The sequence below is a fragment of the Vibrio proteolyticus NBRC 13287 genome (assembly GCF_000467125.1).
GTDB lineage: Bacteria > Pseudomonadota > Gammaproteobacteria > Enterobacterales > Vibrionaceae > Vibrio > Vibrio proteolyticus.
In genome coordinates, this window is record NZ_BATJ01000003.1 from 39,749 (window position 1) to 59,673 (window position 19,925).

Annotated in this window: 14 protein-coding genes; 8 read left to right on the forward strand and 6 right to left on the reverse strand. The window is 48.4% G+C overall.

Annotated features, from left to right (window positions below; translation table 11 throughout):
- The first annotated feature begins 199 nt into the window (after positions 1-199).
- Positions 200-1,006, forward strand: coding sequence for an exodeoxyribonuclease III (gene xthA / locus VPR01S_RS04500; RefSeq protein ID WP_021704123.1), 807 nt, complete (start codon positions 200-202; stop codon positions 1,004-1,006).
- A gap of 35 nt (positions 1,007-1,041) precedes the next feature.
- On the opposite strand, the gene VPR01S_RS04505 is transcribed toward xthA, so the two are convergent.
- The 5 genes from VPR01S_RS04505 to VPR01S_RS04525 form a co-directional block, all read right to left on the reverse strand.
- The gene (locus VPR01S_RS04505) at positions 1,042-3,840 is read right to left on the reverse strand and encodes an ImpA family metalloprotease (RefSeq protein WP_021704124.1); all 2,799 of its coding nucleotides are present in this window, start codon (positions 3,838-3,840) and stop codon (positions 1,042-1,044) included.
- Between the two features lie 144 nt (positions 3,841-3,984).
- Positions 3,985-4,662, reverse strand: a complete 678-nt coding sequence (locus VPR01S_RS04510) for an ABC transporter permease (RefSeq protein WP_021704125.1) — start codon at positions 4,660-4,662, stop codon at positions 3,985-3,987.
- Between the two features lie 2 nt (positions 4,663-4,664).
- Entirely contained in the window at positions 4,665-5,405 is a 741-nt protein-coding gene (locus VPR01S_RS04515) for an ABC transporter permease (RefSeq protein WP_021704126.1), read from the reverse strand.
- 91 nt (positions 5,406-5,496) lie between these two features.
- Complete coding sequence (locus VPR01S_RS04520; RefSeq protein ID WP_021704127.1) at positions 5,497-6,267, reverse strand: ABC transporter substrate-binding protein; 771 nt, start codon at positions 6,265-6,267, stop codon at positions 5,497-5,499.
- 89 nt (positions 6,268-6,356) lie between these two features.
- A complete protein-coding gene (locus VPR01S_RS04525) occupies positions 6,357-7,127 on the reverse strand; it encodes an ABC transporter ATP-binding protein (protein ID WP_021704128.1) in 771 nt (256 codons plus the stop codon).
- A 595-nt stretch (positions 7,128-7,722) separates the two neighbouring features.
- Between VPR01S_RS04525 and VPR01S_RS04530 the strand changes: the two genes are divergently transcribed.
- Together VPR01S_RS04530 and pflB are read left to right on the forward strand one after the other, a co-directional pair.
- Entirely contained in the window at positions 7,723-9,270 is a 1,548-nt protein-coding gene (locus VPR01S_RS04530; RefSeq protein WP_021704129.1) for a DUF3360 family protein, read from the forward strand.
- A 284-nt stretch (positions 9,271-9,554) separates the two neighbouring features.
- A complete protein-coding gene (gene pflB / locus VPR01S_RS04535; RefSeq protein ID WP_021704130.1) occupies positions 9,555-11,831 on the forward strand; it encodes a formate C-acetyltransferase in 2,277 nt (758 codons plus the stop codon).
- Positions 11,832-11,956: 125 nt separating this feature from the next.
- On the opposite strand, the gene VPR01S_RS04540 is transcribed toward pflB, so the two are convergent.
- Positions 11,957-13,837 (reverse strand): methyl-accepting chemotaxis protein, encoded by a 1,881-nt coding sequence (locus tag VPR01S_RS04540; protein ID WP_021704131.1) that lies wholly within the window; start codon positions 13,835-13,837, stop codon positions 11,957-11,959.
- A 229-nt stretch (positions 13,838-14,066) separates the two neighbouring features.
- Here VPR01S_RS04540 and pflA point away from each other — a divergent pair, with 229 nt between their 5' ends.
- The 5 genes from pflA to VPR01S_RS04565 all read left to right on the forward strand — a co-directional run bounded on the left by pflA (position 14,067) and on the right by VPR01S_RS04565 (position 19,917).
- A complete protein-coding gene (gene pflA, locus VPR01S_RS04545) occupies positions 14,067-14,807 on the forward strand; it encodes a pyruvate formate lyase 1-activating protein (RefSeq protein ID WP_021704132.1) in 741 nt (246 codons plus the stop codon).
- 82 nt (positions 14,808-14,889) lie between these two features.
- Positions 14,890-15,543 (forward strand): energy-coupling factor ABC transporter permease, encoded by a 654-nt coding sequence (locus VPR01S_RS04550; protein ID WP_425585298.1) that lies wholly within the window; start codon positions 14,890-14,892, stop codon positions 15,541-15,543.
- Between the two features lie 126 nt (positions 15,544-15,669).
- The gene (locus VPR01S_RS04555; RefSeq protein WP_021704134.1) at positions 15,670-16,170 is read left to right on the forward strand and encodes a YfbU family protein; all 501 of its coding nucleotides are present in this window, start codon (positions 15,670-15,672) and stop codon (positions 16,168-16,170) included.
- Positions 16,171-16,615: 445 nt separating this feature from the next.
- On the forward strand, positions 16,616-18,550 hold the full coding sequence (locus tag VPR01S_RS04560; protein WP_021704135.1) for a PrkA family serine protein kinase: 1,935 nt from the start codon (positions 16,616-16,618) through the stop codon (positions 18,548-18,550).
- A gap of 95 nt (positions 18,551-18,645) precedes the next feature.
- Entirely contained in the window at positions 18,646-19,917 is a 1,272-nt protein-coding gene (locus VPR01S_RS04565; RefSeq protein WP_021704136.1) for a YeaH/YhbH family protein, read from the forward strand.
- Positions 19,918-19,925 lie beyond the last annotated feature (8 nt).

Below are 19,925 nucleotides of genomic sequence, written 5' to 3' on the forward strand. Positions count from 1 at the left end.
TTACCAGCGTTTAGGTTCTACACCGGCAATTTGCATTGTTTATAAATTAGACCACATTGTTTTTTTATATCAATCGAAAGTTTATAAAAATGTTAAACATCAATTAAGTGTTTAAAACGTCCGCGACGAAGCTCAGGGGAATATTTTCAAGTCGAGCTTCTGTGTTACCATCGAAACAAAGCGTACAAAAGGATAGAAAATGAAAGTTATCAGTTTCAACATCAATGGCCTGCGTGCACGCCTGCATCAGTTACAGGCTCTGATAGATAAACACCAGCCGGATGTGATCGGATTGCAGGAAATCAAGGTTCACGACGAAGCATTCCCGCTTGAAGCGGTTGAAGCTATGGGCTACAAAGTCTACTTTCATGGTCAGAAAGCACATTACGGTGTTGCCATGTTATGTAAGCAGGAGCCAATCGAAGTACGTAAAGGGTTCCCGACCGATAACGAAGAACATCAAAAACGCATGATCATGGCGACGTTTCTCAATGAACAAGGCGAAAAAGTCACCGTATTGAACGGTTACTTCCCGCAGGGCGACAACATCAGCCATGAAACCAAATTCCCTTATAAACGCCAGTTCTACAAAGATCTGATGACCTACCTCAATGGTTTCCATACTCAGGATGAGCAGGTAATCGTCATGGGTGACATCAACATCAGCCCGATCGATCTCGATATTGGCATTGGTGAACCAAACCGTTTGCGCTGGCTCAAAACCGGTAAATGTTCGTTCCAACCGGAAGAGCGCGAATGGCTGAAAACCTTGCTTGACTGGGGATTTGAAGACACCTTCCGTAAACTGCACCCAGGCGTCGACGATCAGTTCTCGTGGTTCGATTATCGTTCCAGAGGCTTTGACGATAACCGCGGTCTGCGTATCGATGTGATCCTCGCAACGCCATCACTGGCGGCAAAATGTCAGGAAGCGGGTATCGATTATGAGTTGCGTGGTATCGAAAAACCCTCAGATCACGCTCCGATCTGGTCAGTCTTTCGCTAAAAACAAAGGGAGGCATAAGCCTCCCTTTATGAACCTTACAAAGGCCACTGAGCGATACCATCAACATTGACCGGGCGTGTTGCGAACTCCGTGGCGCAGTATCCCGTCTTGGATGTGGCAAAAAACTGCAACGGCATAGCAGCATACCCATTACTGCTGACCTGCAGTTTCGCTTTATCACTAAAAGCAAAACCCCACATTTCGAGGTAAACGGTCATGTCGCGTGTGGCCACCTTAGACAATGCCACCAGCAGCCAATCGTTGCGACTCATCGCTTTGGCTTCGTCCAGCGTGTACTGAGCAAAGCCGATACTTGCCCGGCCGCTGTCCCACATCTCAACCGAGTTATCAAGACGATTAAACTCGCGTTCTAGCAAGTGCAGACGCCCCAGCAAGTGCCAGCCATTGCTGACGACATGCTGCGATTGCACTGACATCATCATCTGAATATAAATACGCGCCCCCCAGCTCCAACCAGTCAAATTTTGTTGCTGCATAAACGTTTGTGGCTCCGGTTGGTTGCGACTGCTCTGCAACAACTCAAACAACGCCTTGAAGTCGAGAGACTGACAATCCGGATCCTGACCTGTTTCCTGATAGAAACGCGATTTGCTGTAGTAAGAGTAGAAGTTGGTACTGGCGTGCCCTTCCCAGCCTTCAAAGCGGAAGCGGCTTTTTTCCAGACCGTGGCCCAGTTCGTGCAAATCACCATGCCCCACCGGGTTAAATGCCCAATACGCATCGTAAGGATTTCCTGAACAGCCATAACCACAGTTAGCCTGATCGGCGTTCATGTGTTTCACCATATCTATGGTGTCTATTTGCCAGCCTTGGGCCTGACCGAAATCGTAAATGTCACTGATGTTATCAATTCCCGGGCCTTGGAAGCCTGCCAGAGCATGAGGCAAGTTACTGACATAGCGTTCGGTCGCCATCGCCATGTCCGCTGGCGTCGGCCAGGTAACCGCATTGAGCGATTCTTTCATTTTATTTGCCGTCGAATGGACTTCAAAACCTGCGGTGATCAACTCAGCCCAGTCGTATTGGTCTGCATTCAGCGCGTCGATAAACGTTTGATTGTCTTCGCTGCCACGCCAGACCGGATGCAGTCCGATGTTTTCAAAGCGTAAACGGACAGAATGGTCATTGTCATCAAAATGCACCTGAAGCGGCCCACCGTACGCTGACGTGAGGCGAATGCTTTGGCCTGACGCTAACGGGAACTGCGGCGACGTAAGAAACTTGGGTCGTTTGTACCCCTGGTCGGAAAATTCATGTGTCGCGCCGCTTCTGAGAGTATTGAATGCCACCGCGGTGGCGACCGGGCTATCATCCAGTCGTGTCACCACCACAGTTTCCCCCGGAAAAGCATACACGCCTGCTGCACGAAAATTGCGCTTGGCATTAAGCGTCACCTCCTGAGTGATGCGTGCCACATTAGGAAAGGTACTGCGACCAAAGTTGCCCAGATCAGGTTGTGCCGGATTGACGTCACGTGAGTAGTACTGCGTATAGTCAGCGAAGTAAGCTCGTAAGAAGTCAGCGTCCGCACTGGTGAGCTTATCCATCGGAAAACGGACATGATGACGATAATGATCTGCCAGCAGCAACAACAGTTTCTCATAGCGATAATCCTCAGAAGCAAACAGATCGATGTTCTGACGATCCAGCGCCATTAACTGCTGCTGGATTGACGTTACTGCCTGATAAAACTGCCCATCCATCTGCGACGCTGCGGCGCAAGTTTTATCGTCACATTGAGACAGGTCGACACCAAAATCACCGGACTCGAAACGCGCTAGCAGCGTCTGCTGAGCCTGAATATCTTCTGGTAAGTGGCCATTCAGTGTTGTCGCATCCCAGCCATCAACACCCAGTTTTCGCCAATAATTGTCCCCAACATAACGCACATGCAAAAGCTCAAATAACGCCTCACCCAGCGGGTCCATGTGCCCGTTCAGATGTAGGTACAACACCGGAATGCCTCGCGCCATGGCCTCTTTTACCGCACTGGTTACCACCTGTGCACTGGCGCCAGCCGTCGAATGCTGCGAAAGGATCAATAAATCCGGGTCAGCGCTCAAACAGGCCGCCAAAGCCTGACCATCGCATGCGTCCTGCTCGTTGTAGCTGACTTGACCAGGATAGCGAGCGTCCAGCCATGCTCTTGTGCCTTGTTCGTCTTTGAAGTAATAAGATTGATCCAGCTGCGCCAGCACCACTCGCATCTTGTTGCCGGACGTTGATTGCGTCAGCCAGCCAATCAGATTGTCCAGCCATTGGTGCATGGGTTCGTTGACACTGGATGGCGACATAAAACTAGTGCGAAACGGGTTACTGCCTAACACGGCGTAGCGCGCGGAGGACTGCTCTCCTGCCACGCCCAGCGTCATTTTCTGGTCGTCGTAGCCACTGACCATGGCTTTGTTGGTCATCAAGATGGGCGTATTGAAGCCAAATTGAGCCTGTAGCAACGCCGCATCATGGGTTGGATCCCAGTACAAGCCATCAAGCGACTGACCATCCGATACTCCAGATAACTGTGCTTTGATGGCGTCATACTCTACAGCCAGCTCCGCGACATAGCGCCGGCTTTCCTGAATGAATTGGTTGGGATCTGCGACCAGTAAGGCATGGCCCGAAGACAGCGCCTGTTCAAGCCGGGATTGTGAGTCCGGTAAAGGACTCGCATCCGCTTCCGATTGAGACCCATCGTCGCCCGATGGAGTGATGGTGGTGGCGCTACCTTGGTCGCTTTTACTGTCAGAGCCATCGGATCCACCGCAGCCAAACAGCAACACACCGATTATGAGGAAAATAAAACGTCGCAGCATGGTCACACTTCAAGTTAATGCAAAATACTGCGAGTCTACGAAACAAAGTGCAATACTCAAGTTATCAGAAAACTCTGACTCAATAATGCCACCCCGCTTCCAATAAAAAAGCCGATACACAACGGTGTATCGGCTTTTTTGCGCTTAACTTCTCGGCCTCAAATAGGCCAGGAAACGTTTTTCAGCGTATTTGAAACACCACAAAATAATAAACGTCAGACACATATAAAACATACCCGCCGTGAGGAAGGATTCAAATGGCGCGTAATAGCGTGAATTCACCAATCGAGCAGCCCCGGTCAGATCCATGATGGTAATGATGCCCGCTACCGCGCTGCCATGCAGCATGAAGATCACTTCATTACTGTAAGCTGGCAACGCACGACGCAACGCACTTGGCAGTACCACACGCTGATAAGTTTTAAATGTACTCATCCCATAGGCTTTTGCCGCTTCCACTTCACCTTTCGGCAACCCATTGATCGCGCCCCGAATAATTTCCGCCGTATACGCAGAAGTATTCAGTACAAACGCAACCAAAGCACAGAACCAGGCATTCTCCCACAAGGTGTCTTTGACCGGAAAAAATTGATCCATACCGTAGTAAATCAGATACAACTGCACCAAAAGCGGTGTACCACGGAAAAAGTAAATGAACGCCCAGGACGGCCCGTTAAAAAAATAGTTGGGGCTGTTTCGGGCGATGGCCAATGGAATCGCCACGCATAAACCGATGACCAAGGCCAATGCAACCAACCAAACTGTGGTCCACAAACCGCTCAGGTAGATAGGAAAACTATCGACAATCAGAGAAAAATCCATATCTACCTCGCGTGAATACTGAACTTGCGCTCAACCAATTTCAGCAAACCGGTTGAAACACTGGTAAAGAAGAGGAAGATCAACGCCACCGCCATGTAAAAAGTAAAGGGCATTTTGGTGGATCCCGCAGCCAAAGAACTCATACGAACCATGTCTTCCAGACCGATAATCGATACCAGCGCCGTCGTTTTGAGCAGCACCAACCAGTTGTTACCGAACCCCGGAAGCGCGTGACGAATCATTTGCGGCAACAGAATGCGACGAAACGCAAGTGCTGAGCTCATGCCATAGGCTTTTGCCGCCTCCAGCTCGCCCTTATCAACAGCCATGATCGCGCCACGGAAGGTTTCCGCCATGTAAGCCCCAAAAATAAAGCCGATGGTCAGAATACCCGCGATGAACGGGCTGACATCAATGTAGTCAGGCAGGTAGGAGACCCACTCGTGATTCGGGTCACTGGCTGTAAACCAGTTGTTGAGCCATTCATTCACAGCGTACAAACTGTTGTTTAACATGATCTGGCCGCCGAAGAAGATAAGCATCATCAAAACCAGATCGGGAATACCGCGAATAATGGTGGTGTAAAGAGTGGCGATAGCTCGTGCCCAGCGATACGGCGCCAATTTCGCCAGCGCGCCGAGCATACCGAGTATCATAGCAAGCAGTAGCGACAGAACAGCAACTTCTATCGTCAGAACGGCCCCTTTGAGGATAGAGGCTTCATATCCCTGTAAATTCAGCATAGGTGAGTTCCTGATCCCTAAACTCAAAACTTGAAACCAGCTGCCGGATACCTCTAGGAACAGAAACCAGCAGCCGGGATCACGTTACGGCTTATTTGCCGTATACGTCGTAGTTAAAGTATTTCGCTGCGATATCCTGATAGATGCCTTTTTCACGCAGGGAAAGAATGGCAGCATCCAGTTTCTGAGTCAGGTCTTTATCCTGTTTACGAACAGCGATACCCATGCCTTCACCAAACCACTTAGGATCCGTCAACGAAGGACCAACGAACTCGTAGCCTTCACCGCCAGCTTTGTTCAGCACGCCTTCTTCCAGTGCAGATGCATCACCCAAAACCGCTGCGATACGGCCATTAGCCAGATCCAGATACGCTTCATCGAATGAGCCGTAACGTACGATTTCAACTTTTTCACCATAGTTATCTGTCAGGTATTTATCGTGCGTCGTAGCACGCTGAACACCAATTTTTACGCCATCAAGGTTATCGAAATTCAGATTAGCACCTTTTTTCGCGATGAACTTGTTCGGAATCTGCGCATACTTTCCAGTAAAGTCGACTTTCTTCTTACGCTCTTCGGTGATCGACATCGCGGCAATAATGGCATCGTATTTACGAGCCAGCAGTGAAGGAATAATGCCGTCCCAATCCTGGGGAACGATCTTACATTCCACTTGCATCTCTTTACACAGCGCGTTCGCCATGTCGACATCAAATCCTTTCAGCGAACCATCCGCTTCAGTCCAGCTAAATGGAGGGTAAGCACCTTCAATACCGAAGCGAACTGTTTTCCATTCTTTCGCCTGAACGACACCGGTTGATGCAGTAGCAGCGAGTGCTGCAACAAGTAACCACTTTTTCATTTCCATACTCCTGTGATTGTAATTTTTTGTTTATTCATGTTGTGTATTTGCGGCACGCCTTGAGAACACGCGCAGCTGAAAAGGTCTATTTAATAGATAGACGAAATAAACTGTTGCAGTCGTTGAGATTCAGGATTTGTGAACAATCTCGCTGGATCGCCCTGCTCTTCCACCAGTCCTTGATGCAAGAACATGACGTGGTTAGACACATCACGGGCAAAGGCCATCTCATGTGTAACCACCAGCATGGTACGCCCTTCTTCTGCCAAATCTCTCATCACGCCCAATACTTCACCCACCAACTCAGGATCGAGTGCCGAGGTCGGTTCGTCAAACAGCATCACCTCTGGGTCAACCGCCAATGCGCGAGCAATCGCCGCACGCTGTTGCTGACCGCCGGACAAGTGTCCAGGATAGTAGTCTTTACGCTCGTAAAGACCGACTTTCTTCAACAACACTTCCGCTTTTTCAATCGCTTCTTTTTTAGGCACACCTAACACGTGAACCGGAGCTTCAATGACGTTCTCCAACACGGTCATGTGCGACCAGAGGTTAAATCCCTGAAAAACCATCGCCAGACGCGAACGGATGCGCTGAACTTGTTTTTCATTAGCAGGGACAGATTCACCGGAACGGTTGTTTTTCATCTGAATCAACTCACCGTTTACCCAGATCTCACCTGCGGTAGGCGTTTCGAGTAGATTGATACAACGAAGGAAGGTGCTTTTACCTGAACCGGAAGAGCCGATGATGGAAATGACATCACCTTTATGAGCTTCCAGTGAGATGCCTTTCAGGACTTCGTTTTGACCGAAGGTTTTGTGCAGATCCTTAATATTCAGCGCTGGTACATCATTCATTGCGCTATTACTCCCTGTATGCAGTTTTTATGCAGTTCCCACCTGCATTTCGCTACAAACTAGCACCCCAAAAAGAATTACGCAACAAATTATTAACCTGTCATTTCTGGATACTATGCCACTTTATATGACTAACAATTCATAAATTAGCATTTTAAACTTATAAACCCGCATAAAACCCACATCAACAAAACATTTCTCGCCATCATGCTTATTAACAAATTGATAAAAACAAGACCCTCCTCACCCTTTGAGGTTATATCCGGCTGCGACAACAAAATCTCTTGTCTAAGCGTCTAATTAACATCACGTTTTGTAAAAAAACTACGCCGTTCAATTTGTGTTCATTCATGTTGATTATAGGTTGTGTAGTTTTCTTTCACATTCTTTCATAAGCTGATCTAAATCAATCACCCTTTAGGGTAAGCAAGCTACACTCGCCAACAAGATAAAAGCCCTCTGAGGCCAGCATTGTCGCCACGGTTGACTACCATTAAGCACGACGAACCTCGTGCCTGATACGCCGTTCAGACATGCCGCAGGATGCGAATAACAACAAAACCAATGAACTTTTTATTTTTGATACGAGGAATCTATGTCAGACGCCGTTAAGAAACCGCACTCTGATTCGGACATTGAGGACAAAAGCTACCGTGAGCTGCACCGTCCGGCATCCGAGTTTGCCAGCCGTTCAGACTATCTGGACCATGAACTGCAAATCATGAAACCACGTCGCTTTGGTCTCAACTTGCCAGGCCGCGACTTCCGTTTTGAACTTGAAGACCTGGTCCCTGCGCTTGCAGGTACAATCGGTATCATCGCAATGTACTCTGCGGTGATGATGTCTTGGGCTGAGGGCCTTACCGCTGCATGGGATCATGTCAATCTGGGTAAAGACTTCGCTATCGAAGTTGCCCGTGTAGAAATGCTCATCCCTGCACTTCTTTTCTGTGTGCTTGCCTCTGGTTTTATTAACCCTAAAGCCAACCTGGCTGGTAACCACGGTCCAATGATCCCTCTTATCGGTACCATAGCTCTCGCTGGTGCTCACCCTCTTGCATTGGCAATCCTCATCGGCGTATTCGGTCTTCTGCTTAGCTTTCTTAAAGGTGGTTCCAAACTGGTGAACCTCACCTCTGAGGGTACTGCCGGTGGCTTGCTTATCTTCCTTGGTCTGACAGGCACCATGAGCCAGATTACCTCTATCCAGGATTGGGCGGTCGGCCTGCAATCATCGACGGTTGAAGCGGGTAGCATGGGTTACGTTGGCCTGATCGTACTTGCGGTCACTATCGCGCTCTATGCGTTCCTTGCCAAAGTGAACAAGCGCTGGCTGGCAATTCCTGTGTGTGCTTTCACTGGTCTTGTTATTGCTCTGGTACTCGGTGCCGGTTTTGATATCAAATTTGTGACTGAGACAGGTTTGCCAAACCTCAACCCTGTTTACTGGTGGGGCGGCACTGAAGAAGGTTGGATGCTGGGTCTTCCTAACATGGAACACTTCATTGCATCATTACCGTTTGCGATCCTTGCTGTCGCAATGTGGTCACCAGACTTTCTTGGCCACCGCATCTTCCAAGAGCTGAACTACCCTAAAAAGACTGAAAAAGTGTTGATGGACGTGGATGACACCATGACCATGTGTTCTGTCCGCCAAATGGTCGGTACCGCTGTCGGTGGGGGTAACATTACCTCTTCTTGGGGGACTTACATGATCCCAGCCGCCATTGCAAAACGTCCTATCCCTGGTGGTGCCATTCTTCTTGGTCTGCTGGTGATGATCATTGCGATCCTTGGTTTCCCTATGGACATCGCAGTCTGGCCACCTGTCATGCGCGTTGCTTTGCTGGTGGGCGTATCTCTGCCACTACTGGAAGCAGGCATGCAGATGGTGAAAGACTCGAAAGACTCACAAGCAGCAGGCATCTGTATCTTTGGTTCTGCAGTCGTTAACCCTGTCCTCGCCTGGGCACTCACGATGCTATTAGATAACAACGGCTTAATTGGTGACAAAGAGCGCGCGGCTCGTCTGTCATTTGTCGACAAGATTGTGATCCCGGTAAGCGTACTTGTTATCTGTTTAGTTGCTATGCTTGCAGTTGGTATGCTTGAGAGCCAATATGGCATCAAAGCTTGGCTGTGATTAAAAAAATGTGTGGGTGGTGTCTATCGCCACCCACTTTTTATCAACTTTTTTTAGCATTTATTGATTTAGTTTAAGGTTTGCAGGTTTTTTTTAGTTTAACTTGTACTTGTGGACAGAGAATTAGCCCTAAAGAGTAGTAACAATATTTATGGTCCTATGACCGCGATTATCGACTATACATATTGTTATTCATAAAGAGTGTACCGGCCCGCAACGCAGGTTTTAACTGGCTCAACGGTTAAAAGGTACGTATTTTTTTCTACTAAAAAGGTAGGTATGTCATGGCAGAGCAATTTGCTAAAGCTTGGGAAGGTTTTGCAGCAGGCGACTGGCAAAACGAAGTAAACGTTCGTGATTTCATTCAGAAGAACTACACTCCGTACGAAGGCGACGAATCTTTCCTGGTTTCTGAAGGTACTGAAGCAACAAACAAGCTTTGGGCTAAAGTAATGGAAGGCATCAAACAAGAGAACGCAACTCACGCTCCTGTTGATTTTGATACCTCTGTTATCTCTACCATCACTGCTCACGATGCAGGCTACATCGAAAAAGATCTTGAAACTATCGTAGGTCTACAAACTGAAGTGCCTCTAAAACGTGCGATCATCCCTAACGGTGGTATTCGCATGGTTGAAGGTTCATGCAAAGCCTACAATCGTGAACTAGACCCTCAAGTTAAGAAAATCTTCACCGAATACCGCAAAACTCACAACGCGGGTGTTTTCGATATCTACACTCCTGATATCCTTGCATGTCGTAAGTCTGGTGTACTAACTGGTCTTCCTGACGCATACGGTCGTGGTCGTATCATCGGTGACTACCGTCGTGTTGCGCTGTACGGTATCGACTTCCTAATGAAGGATAAACTGGCTCAGTTCACTTCTCTTCAAGAGAAATTTGAGAGCGGCGAAGACCTACAAATGACCATGCAACTTCGTGAAGAGATTGCTGAGCAACACCGCGCTCTAGGTCAAATCAAATCTATGGCTGCGAAATACGGTTTCGATATTTCTCGACCAGCAGAAACAGCACAAGAAGCTATCCAATGGACGTACTTCGGCTACCTGGCCGCTGTTAAGTCTCAAAATGGCGCAGCCATGTCTTTGGGTCGTACTTCTACATTCCTGGATGTGTACATTCAACGTGATATCGAAGCTGGTAAACTGACTGAAGAACAAGCTCAGGAAATGATCGACCACTTCGTCATGAAACTACGTATGGTTCGTTTCCTGCGTACGCCTGAATACGATGAGTTGTTCTCGGGTGACCCAATCTGGGCAACCGAATCTATGGGTGGTATGGGTCTTGACGGCCGTACTCTGGTAACACGCACCAACTTCCGCTTCCTGAACAGCCTGTACACTATGGGTCCAAGCCCAGAGCCAAACATTACGGTTCTGTGGTCTGAACAACTGCCTGAAGGCTTCAAGAAGTTCTGTGCCAAAGTGTCTATCGATACTTCTTCTATCCAGTACGAAAACGACGATCTCATGCGTCCAGACATGAACTCTGACGATTACGCCATCGCGTGTTGTGTATCTCCAATGGTTGTTGGTAAGCAAATGCAGTTCTTCGGGGCGCGCGCTAACCTGGCAAAAACCATGCTTTACACCATCAACGGCGGTATCGATGAGAAGCTGAAAATCCAAGTTGGTCCTAAGATGGGCAAGATCGAAGGCGAATACCTGGATTACAACGAGCTGTGGGAAAAAATGGACCACTTCATGGATTGGCTAGCTAAGCAGTACGTGACTGCACTAAACAGCATCCACTTCATGCACGACAAGTACAGCTACGAAGCTTCTCTGATGGCGCTGCATGACCGTGACGTGAAACGTACCATGGCTTGTGGTATCGCAGGTCTGTCTGTTGCCGCTGACTCTCTGTCTGCCATCAAGTACGCGAAAGTGAAACCTGTACGTGACGAAGATGGTCTGGCAATCGACTTCGAAATTGAAGGCGACTACCCTAAATTCGGTAACAACGATCCTCGCGTCGATGACATCGCATGTGAACTGGTTTCTGTGTTCATGGGTAAAATCCGTAAGCTTAAGACTTACCGTGATGCGATCCCTACTCAGTCAATTCTTACTATCACTTCAAACGTAGTTTACGGTAAGAAAACTGGTAACACGCCTGACGGTCGTCGTGCGGGTGCACCATTTGCACCAGGTGCAAACCCAATGCACGGTCGCGATGAGAAAGGTGCGGTAGCGTCTCTGACTTCCGTGGCAAAACTGCCGTTTGCGGATGCACAAGATGGTATTTCATACACCTTCTCTATCGTACCGAATGCGCTGGGTAAAGACGAAGGCTCACAACGTGCTAACCTGGCTGGCCTGATGGACGGTTACTTCCACCATGAAGCCGGTGTAGAAGGTGGGCAGCACCTGAACGTAAACGTTCTTAACCGCGATACATTGCTGGATGCTGTTAAACACCCAGAGAAATACCCTCAGCTAACTATCCGTGTATCTGGATACGCTGTACGTTTCAACTCTCTGACTGCTGAGCAGCAACAAGACGTTATTGCCCGTACTTTCACCGAATCTCTGTAAGATCTAAAGTGCTGTCAAGGCTCGCCAATTGGCGAGCCTTTTTTATTTCTGCGCCTCAGACCAAGTCTCAGTTACTTTCATGCTGAATAACGAAGCCGTTCCGGTACACCTCGTGACAGCCCGACTCACACCGTAAAACGCTGGCAATCGGAATTCAGGCTGGAGGAGCGTTGATCCACCGCCTGACTGGTATCGCGCAAGTGTTCATTATTGCGCCCCAGAGCTTCCATAGCAGACGAAATTTGCGTCATGCTGTCAGCCATCGACTGACTGGTGGTCGCCAGCTCTTTGATTGAGGCAAAAATCACGTCTGTCTGATGCGCGGTTTCTTCCGCCTTGGTGGTGATATGAGATAGCGCACTCATCGCCTGGCTACCACGCTCCCGGCCCTGATTCATCGATGACTCCGACTGGCCGATATAATGAATGACCTCCGCACTCTCTTTCTTCAGAGTTTCAATCGTTTCACTGATTTCCGATACCGCATCGACCGTTCTGACCGCCAGGCTGCGTACCTCATCCGCCACAACCGCAAACCCACGCCCCTGCTCACCGGCGCGCGCCGCCTCGATGGCGGCATTCAGTGCCAACAAGTTCGTCTGCTCAGCGATGTCGTTGATGATGTCCATTACGGAATCAATTTTGGTTGAAGCCTCTTCCAATTGCTGAATGTGACCAGCGGCGGAATTTAAAATGACACCGATCTCTTCTATCGAATTAATCGCAGCGCCAATCACTGTCGCTCCCTGTTCCGCTGCTTGCGTGGATGACTGGCTGATTTCAGCCACAAACTCTAGCGAATTAGACACTTCCTGAGTCGTCACACTGACTTCCTCTGTCGCGGAAGCCAGTTGCTGGGTTTGACCAAGCACCTCTGTCTGGCTGGTGGCCAGATTGTCCAGTTCCAGGTTCAGTTTGGCCGCATCTCCGGACAAGGCTTGACTGCTTTGTTGCACCCCTTGAACCAATTCGCCCAGATTCTGACAGCTCTGATTGATGGCAATCGCCAACTGGTTAAATTCGTCGTTGCGATTATTGGTTTCTGTCAGACGCTGCGACAGATCCCCCCGAGCAATCGCTTTAATGGCCAGAGTGATGTGACTAAGCGAACGGGTCATCGATACGCTGATACTGAGGAACATCGCAAAGATAAGTAAAGCCAGAACTGCACACGCAATCAGCACTGACCATTTCGTTGAGCTGCTGCTGGCCAGCGCCTGAGTCTGATAATCGTCACTAATGCGACTTAGCTGACTGGTGACCGTTTCAATCACGCCCACAAACGCCTGCTCACTGCGGACCAGTTGAGTTTCAATATCGCCGAGTTGTTGGGATAACTCACTGACTTGCACGAATGTCGCTTTGAACTGCTCAATCTCTTGTTCATACAACTCCAACATGGCGTAAGTATTGGACATGTTTTCAAACCCGGCCACAGCTCGATTGAAACGTTTCAGGTTGTCTTCATTCGGCTGCAACAGGTAATTCTGCTGGGCTTTTATCATCGCCTGAAAATCAGAATTCAGCGTCACCATTCCGGTTTCCGCTATCTTATTCTCGATTGTAGTTGCAAGTGTCTTCAGCGTGCCAAGCTTGCCATCGTCAACACTAAACCCCAGCTCGGTTTTCAGGTTAAGCCATGGCAACAATGCCTGCTCGAAGCTACCGGCCGCTCGTTTGACCTGCTCAGCGTTATCAGACAATCCTATCTGGTTGAGAAACGCGAGGTTCCCCTCCACTTTTTCGAGCAAAGTGGTCAACGCCTGACGAGTTGACGGCACCTGCTGCGCAGTCAACTGGCTCATTTGTGACGCCAGTGAGATAAGCTCGGTTTGGGTTTGATAGATGGAAACCACCCCATGATTAACCTCGGAACTGCTCTGATACTGAGCGTCCAAAGAACCCAGGCGGGTTGAAGTGAATACTCCCAGACTGATGAAGCCAAGAGAGAGTATGATCAAAAGCAGCGTAATTTTGTGTTTCTGCGATAGTGCAAGCGCGTCCATGCAACATCCTTATCATCGTTTATGATGAACCACTGATTGGAGCCAAATATCTACATTCTCAACTGATTAGTATTTATTCTTTTTATAACAACTTTATAACATAAACTGTATCGGACGAAACGTATTTTTCTTTATTTACAAAATGGCGGAAATGAGATCTCGCTAACCCTATTTAATCCCTACTTTTTGTAATAAAATAACAGCTTGAATCCTTACGAGAGATGAGCACATGTCAACAACGGGTCGTATTCACTCATTCGAATCTTGCGGTACAGTCGACGGACCTGGTATTCGGTTTATTGTTTTCATGCAGGGTTGCCTGATGCGCTGTATGTACTGCCATAACCGGGATACATGGGACACGCATGGTGGCAAGGAAGTGAGCGTCGACGAGATCATGCAGGAAGCTCGCTCGTACCGGCATTTTATGAAAGCCTCCGGTGGAGGCATCACCTGTTCCGGTGGCGAAGCCATGCTACAACCAGAATTCGTCCGCGATCTGTTTCAGGCAGCCCAGGCTGAAGGTATCCACACTTGTCTGGACACTAACGGCTACGTTCGCAAACATACGCAGGTGATTGACGACGTGCTGGACGCAACCGATCTGGTGATGCTAGACATCAAGCATATGAAAGATGAAATTCATCATGATTTTATCGGTGTTTCGAACAAGCGTACGTTGGATTTTGCCCGCTACCTACATAAAATCGGACAGAAAACCTGGATTCGCTATGTGGTGGTGCCGGGTTACACCGATGATGATGAAGCTGCCCATATGCTGGGTGAGTTCATTAAAGACATGGACAATATTGAGAAAGTCGAGTTGTTGCCTTACCACAAACTTGGGGCACACAAATGGGAGGCGTTAGGCCTAGATTATCCATTAGAAGGCGTGCAGCCACCGACGAAAGAAACCATGGATAAAGTCGTATCAATTCTTGAGCAATATCACTCTAACGTAAAATACTGATACCAACTGTCCCCGGTTTCGTAAAAAATACCAGCTCATCGCTGGTATTTTTGTAAAGGAGTCAGGGTTGTTTCTCGAAGAACTGTTTGCTTTGGTGGTGGTATGCCTGGCGGTGGCCGTCGCTCTCGGTGATTTTCGTGCAGCGTTTCTGCCCAAGTTCACGACCGAAAAAAGCTTTCAGCACCTGACATACGCGGTGATTTTTGCCCTTTTTCTACTTTGGTCTGCTCAGGCAGGCATTAAAGAAGGCCTTACGATTCACTTTGTTGCCCTAACAACCCTGAGCTTGATGTACGGCTGGCGTATTGCATTTTTGCTCACCATTCCAGTTGCTTTTGCGCTCGCGTTAACCGGAAAACTGACACTGGTCGATATTCCGGAATACCTGATGTTGTCGAGCCTGATTCCTATTTTGATCAGTTATGGCGTCTTTCTTCTGAGCTATCGCTGCCTGCCGCGCAACATCTTCGTGTTTATCTTTGTTGCCGGATTTTTTAACGGCGGACTGACCGGCAGCCTGCATCTGACGATTAACACCGCCTATCAAATGATCCTGGGCAATTACGACTGGCAGACGGTGCGGGATAACTACCTTATTCTGGTCCCCTTACTTGCCTTTCCGGAAGGGTTATTGAACGGCATGTCACTGGCAATACTGTCCGTTTTCAAACCAGAGTGGCTGCGCACGTTCTCCGACCGTGATTACATTTATAACCACCATCATCGTAATAAATAAATCGCGTTTTGGTGGCGATTTATTACACTTTTCATATTAAATCCGTGTTGAGATCATATTTCAGCGCAGAGACTTGCTGGTAATCTGGCTACAGCAAATAATCATAGTTTCTTAGTGAGGGCCCCCATGGAAATGACCAACGCTCAACGCCTGATTTTGTCTAACCAGTATTATCTGATGTCTCAGATGGATCCGGACAACGCGACCAAGTATCGACGAATGCAAACCATCGTTGAACGCGGGTATGAACTGCAAATGCGCGAGCTGAATAAAGATTTCGGTTGCCTACCGGAAGAAAAGTGTCGCGAAATCATCGACATGATGGAAATGTATCATGCGATGCAGGAGTCATTTAACATGCTCGATGCAACACAGCAAAAAGACGTCGACGCGCGCCGATTGCAGTTTCTTGGCTTTGACATTGCAACAGAATCCCAATTGGTTCACTACGTGCGTTTTTTGGTTGAGTCAGAGGGCCTCTATCCTCAGTTTGATAAAGGCGATCACCATTTCAATAGTCAAACCCCGATGTTCGACAAATATCGTCGTATGTTGACCACCTGGCGTCACTGCCCACGTCAATATCATTTGTCTACCACCGAATTAAAGCAGATCTTTAACGCTTAAGCTCCATTTTACGCCTCTGAGTCAAAAAGGCGGCGACCGTCGCCTTTTTCCTGTCCCACCCACCTAATTATCTGGCTGATAAACAAAAATACGTTATTCACCCTATTAGAACGTCCGCACTCCTCGCTTCTGATCATTTTGCCTTTTCATTGCGTAATCACTCGTAAGGTCACCCGAATACTTGGTTGTATTCAGATCAGTGATAGTGAATCCAGCCGTTTACACCTGCACTAACTGAGCAGACCAGTCGTTTATCTGCCGTCAAGATACTGAAAATATTCAGCTCAAATATGAACGGAGCGACTGCACAAATTTACGCAACCGATCGTAAATAAACACATATTTTTTAAGCAAAATTACAAATACCAACTAGTCTTAGAAGTAAAGGATTTGTAGTCCATTGCGAGTTGTTTGTCACTGTGACAGGTTCAGAGGGGAATTGATTATGAGTATTTTCGACCACTATCAAGCACGCTACGAAGCTGCCAAGGATGAAGAGTTATCCATACAAGACTTCCTGGCGCTGTGTAAAGAGGACAAAAGTGCCTACGCGAACGCCGCTGAGCGCCTTCTAATGGCTATCGGTGAGCCCGAGCTCGTCGATACCTCACACGATCCCCGCCTCAGCCGGCTGTTTTCGAACCGGGTCATCTCCCGCTACAAAACTTTTCAGGACTTTTATGGCATGGAGGACTCAATTGAACAAATTGTGTCGTACCTAAAACACGCTGCACAAGGTCTCGAAGAACGCAAGCAAATCCTGTACTTACTTGGTCCTGTCGGGGGCGGTAAATCATCACTGGCCGAGAAGTTGAAAGCGTTAATGCAGCAACTTCCTATTTATGTGCTATCCGCGAACGGCCAGCGCAGCCCGGTTAACGACCACCCATTTTGTCTGTTTGACGTCAATGAGGACGGTGAGCTGCTCAAGCAAGAATACGGTATCGAGCAACGCTATCTTCGCTCGATCATGTCTCCTTGGGCGGCCAAACGCCTGCATGAGTTTGGTGGCGACATCTCTAAGTTCAAAGTGGTGAAAGTTCGTCCATCGATTCTGGATCAGGTCGCCATAGCTAAAACGGAGCCTGGTGATGAGAACAACCAGGACATTTCATCTTTGGTGGGTAAAGTCGATATTCGTCAACTGGAACACTATTCACAAGACGATCCCGACGCGTACAGTTACTCCGGTGCCCTGTGTAAAGCCAACCAAGGGTTAATGGAATTTGTCGAAATGTTCAAAGCACCGATCAAAGTTCTGCACCCATTGCTAACCGCCACACAGGAAGGCAACTACAACGGGACCGAAGGACTTTCGGCGCTGCCGTTTGACGGTATGATTCTCGCGCACTCCAACGAATCAGAGTGGCAGACGTTCCGCAACAACAAAAACAACGAGGCCTTCTTGGATCGGGTGTACATTGTTAAAGTGCCCTACTGCTTACGTGTGTCCGAAGAAGTCAAAATCTACCAGAAGCTGCTGGATCATTCCGAACTGGCTCAAGCGCCCTGCTCGCCAAGCACGCTTGGCTTGCTGGCACAATTTAGTATTCTGTCACGCCTGAAAGATCCAGAAAACTCATCCATCTATTCGAAAATGAGGGTGTATGACGGCGAAACGCTGAAAGATACCGATCCCAAAGCGAAAAGCTACCAAGAATACCGTGACTACGCTGGTGTGGATGAGGGCATGAGTGGCCTGTCGACCCGTTTCGCGTTCAAAATTCTTTCTCGTGTGTTCAACTTCGACCAAACGGAAGTGGCGGCTAACCCAGTCCACCTGTTTTACGTCATTGAGCAGCAGATAGAGCGAGAGCAATTCCCACAGGAAACCGCTGAGCGCTACCTGGAATTCCTGAAAGGGTATCTGGTACCACGCTACATTGAGTTTATCGGCAAAGAGATTCAGACCGCGTATCTTGAGTCCTACTCCGAATACGGTCAGAACATCTTTGACCGCTACGTTACCTATGCAGACTTCTGGATCCAGGATCAGGAATACCGAGATCCAGAAACCGGACAGTTGTTTGACCGTGCCTCACTCAACAGTGAACTGGAAAAAATCGAGAAAACAGCTGGTATCAGCAACCCTAAAGATTTCCGTAACGAGATCGTTAACTTCGTATTGCGTGCCCGCGCCAACAACAATGGGCAAAATCCGGTGTGGACCAGTTACGAAAAACTGCGCACGGTTATCGAGAAAAAAATGTTCTCCAACACGGAAGAATTGCTGCCTGTTATCTCCTTCAATGCCAAAACCTCTTCGGAAGATCAGAAGAAACACGACGATTTCGTTAATCGTATGATGGAGAAAGGCTACACCGAGAAACAGGTCAGGTTGTTGTCTGAGTGGTATTTGCGCGTACGTAAATCCTCTTAACAGCACCTACAACGCGGAGACATGGTCAGTGTGAGTGCTCGTGGGCACTCGCACCCGCCTCTTTCTAGGTGTATACGGACATTAAGGGGTCACTTATGGCGCAATTCATTGATAGACGTCTGAATGGCAAAAATAAAAGTGCAGTGAACCGGCAACGCTTCCTGCGCCGTCATAAAGACCAGATAAAAGAATCAGTTGCAGACGCAGTCAATCGTCGTTCGATTACGAACACCGAGACCGGCGAAGATGTGTCTATTCCACACCGGGACATCAAAGAACCGACCTTTCACCAGGGCCGCGGCGGCATGCGTGAGCGTGTTCATCCCGGTAACGACCAGTTCATCACTGGCGACAAAATTGAACGCCCCAAAGGAGGCGGCCAAGGCGGTGGAGCTGGAGAAGGCGACGCCAGCCCGGACGGCGAAGGTCAGGACGAATTTGTATTCCAGATTTCAAAAGACGAATACCTCGACATACTCTTCGAGGATTTAGAGCTGCCTAATCTGGAAAAAAACCAAATTAATAAAATCACAGAATGGAAAACCCATCGCTCGGGTTACCAAACCGCAGGCATGCCCTCAAACATTGCTATCGTGCGTTCGCTGCAGCAATCTCTTGCGCGCCGCACGGCTATGACTGCCAGCAAAAAACGTCTGCTCCAGGAGTTAGAGGAAGAACTGGAGCGAATTGAAAATCAAGAACCAGCTCAGGTTCTGGAAGAACGACGCCTGAGAAAAGAGATTCAAGAGCTACGCCAAAAAATCGAAAGCGTACCATTTATCGATACTTTCGACCTGCGCTTCAAGAATTACGAAAAACGCCCGGTTCCGTCCAGCCAGGCAGTGATGTTTTGTCTGATGGATGTGTCTGGCTCAATGGATCAGGCAACCAAAGACATCGCCAAACGTTTTTATGTTCTGCTGTATTTGTTCCTAACCCGGACCTACGAAAACGTCGATGTTGTGTTCATTCGTCACCATACACAAGCCAAAGAAGTCGATGAACATGAATTCTTCTACTCTCAGGAAACCGGGGGCACCATCGTTTCAAGCGCTCTGAAACTGATGAAGGAGATCATTGCGGAACGTTACCCGGTTGGCGAGTGGAACATCTATGCCGCCCAGGCATCCGACGGCGACAACTGGGCAGACGACTCACCACGCTGTAAAGAATTGTTGGTAAATAACTTGCTGCCTAACTGTCAGTACTACTCGTATATTGAAATTACCCGCCGATCCCATCAGACGCTGTGGCATGAATACGAGAAAATAGAAAACCAGTTCGACAACTTTGCAATGAAAAACATCCGCACTGTTGACGACATCTTCCCTGTGTTCAGGGAGCTATTCAGGAAAGAAACCGCTTAGGGAGGCCG

Coding starts and splice junctions, on each gene's coding strand:
- xthA (WP_021704123.1), top strand. CDS start 200: ATGAAAGTTATCAGTTTCAACATCAATGGCCTGCGTGCACGCCTGCAT.
- VPR01S_RS04505 (WP_021704124.1), bottom strand. CDS start 3,840: ATGCTGCGACGTTTTATTTTCCTCATAATCGGTGTGTTGCTGTTTGGC.
- VPR01S_RS04510 (WP_021704125.1), bottom strand. CDS start 4,662: ATGGATTTTTCTCTGATTGTCGATAGTTTTCCTATCTACCTGAGCGGT.
- VPR01S_RS04515 (WP_021704126.1), bottom strand. CDS start 5,405: ATGCTGAATTTACAGGGATATGAAGCCTCTATCCTCAAAGGGGCCGTT.
- VPR01S_RS04520 (WP_021704127.1), bottom strand. CDS start 6,267: ATGAAAAAGTGGTTACTTGTTGCAGCACTCGCTGCTACTGCATCAACC.
- VPR01S_RS04525 (WP_021704128.1), bottom strand. CDS start 7,127: ATGAATGATGTACCAGCGCTGAATATTAAGGATCTGCACAAAACCTTC.
- VPR01S_RS04530 (WP_021704129.1), top strand. CDS start 7,723: ATGTCAGACGCCGTTAAGAAACCGCACTCTGATTCGGACATTGAGGAC.
- pflB (WP_021704130.1), top strand. CDS start 9,555: ATGGCAGAGCAATTTGCTAAAGCTTGGGAAGGTTTTGCAGCAGGCGAC.
- VPR01S_RS04540 (WP_021704131.1), bottom strand. CDS start 13,837: ATGGACGCGCTTGCACTATCGCAGAAACACAAAATTACGCTGCTTTTG.
- pflA (WP_021704132.1), top strand. CDS start 14,067: ATGTCAACAACGGGTCGTATTCACTCATTCGAATCTTGCGGTACAGTC.
- VPR01S_RS04555 (WP_021704134.1), top strand. CDS start 15,670: ATGGAAATGACCAACGCTCAACGCCTGATTTTGTCTAACCAGTATTAT.
- VPR01S_RS04560 (WP_021704135.1), top strand. CDS start 16,616: ATGAGTATTTTCGACCACTATCAAGCACGCTACGAAGCTGCCAAGGAT.
- VPR01S_RS04565 (WP_021704136.1), top strand. CDS start 18,646: ATGGCGCAATTCATTGATAGACGTCTGAATGGCAAAAATAAAAGTGCA.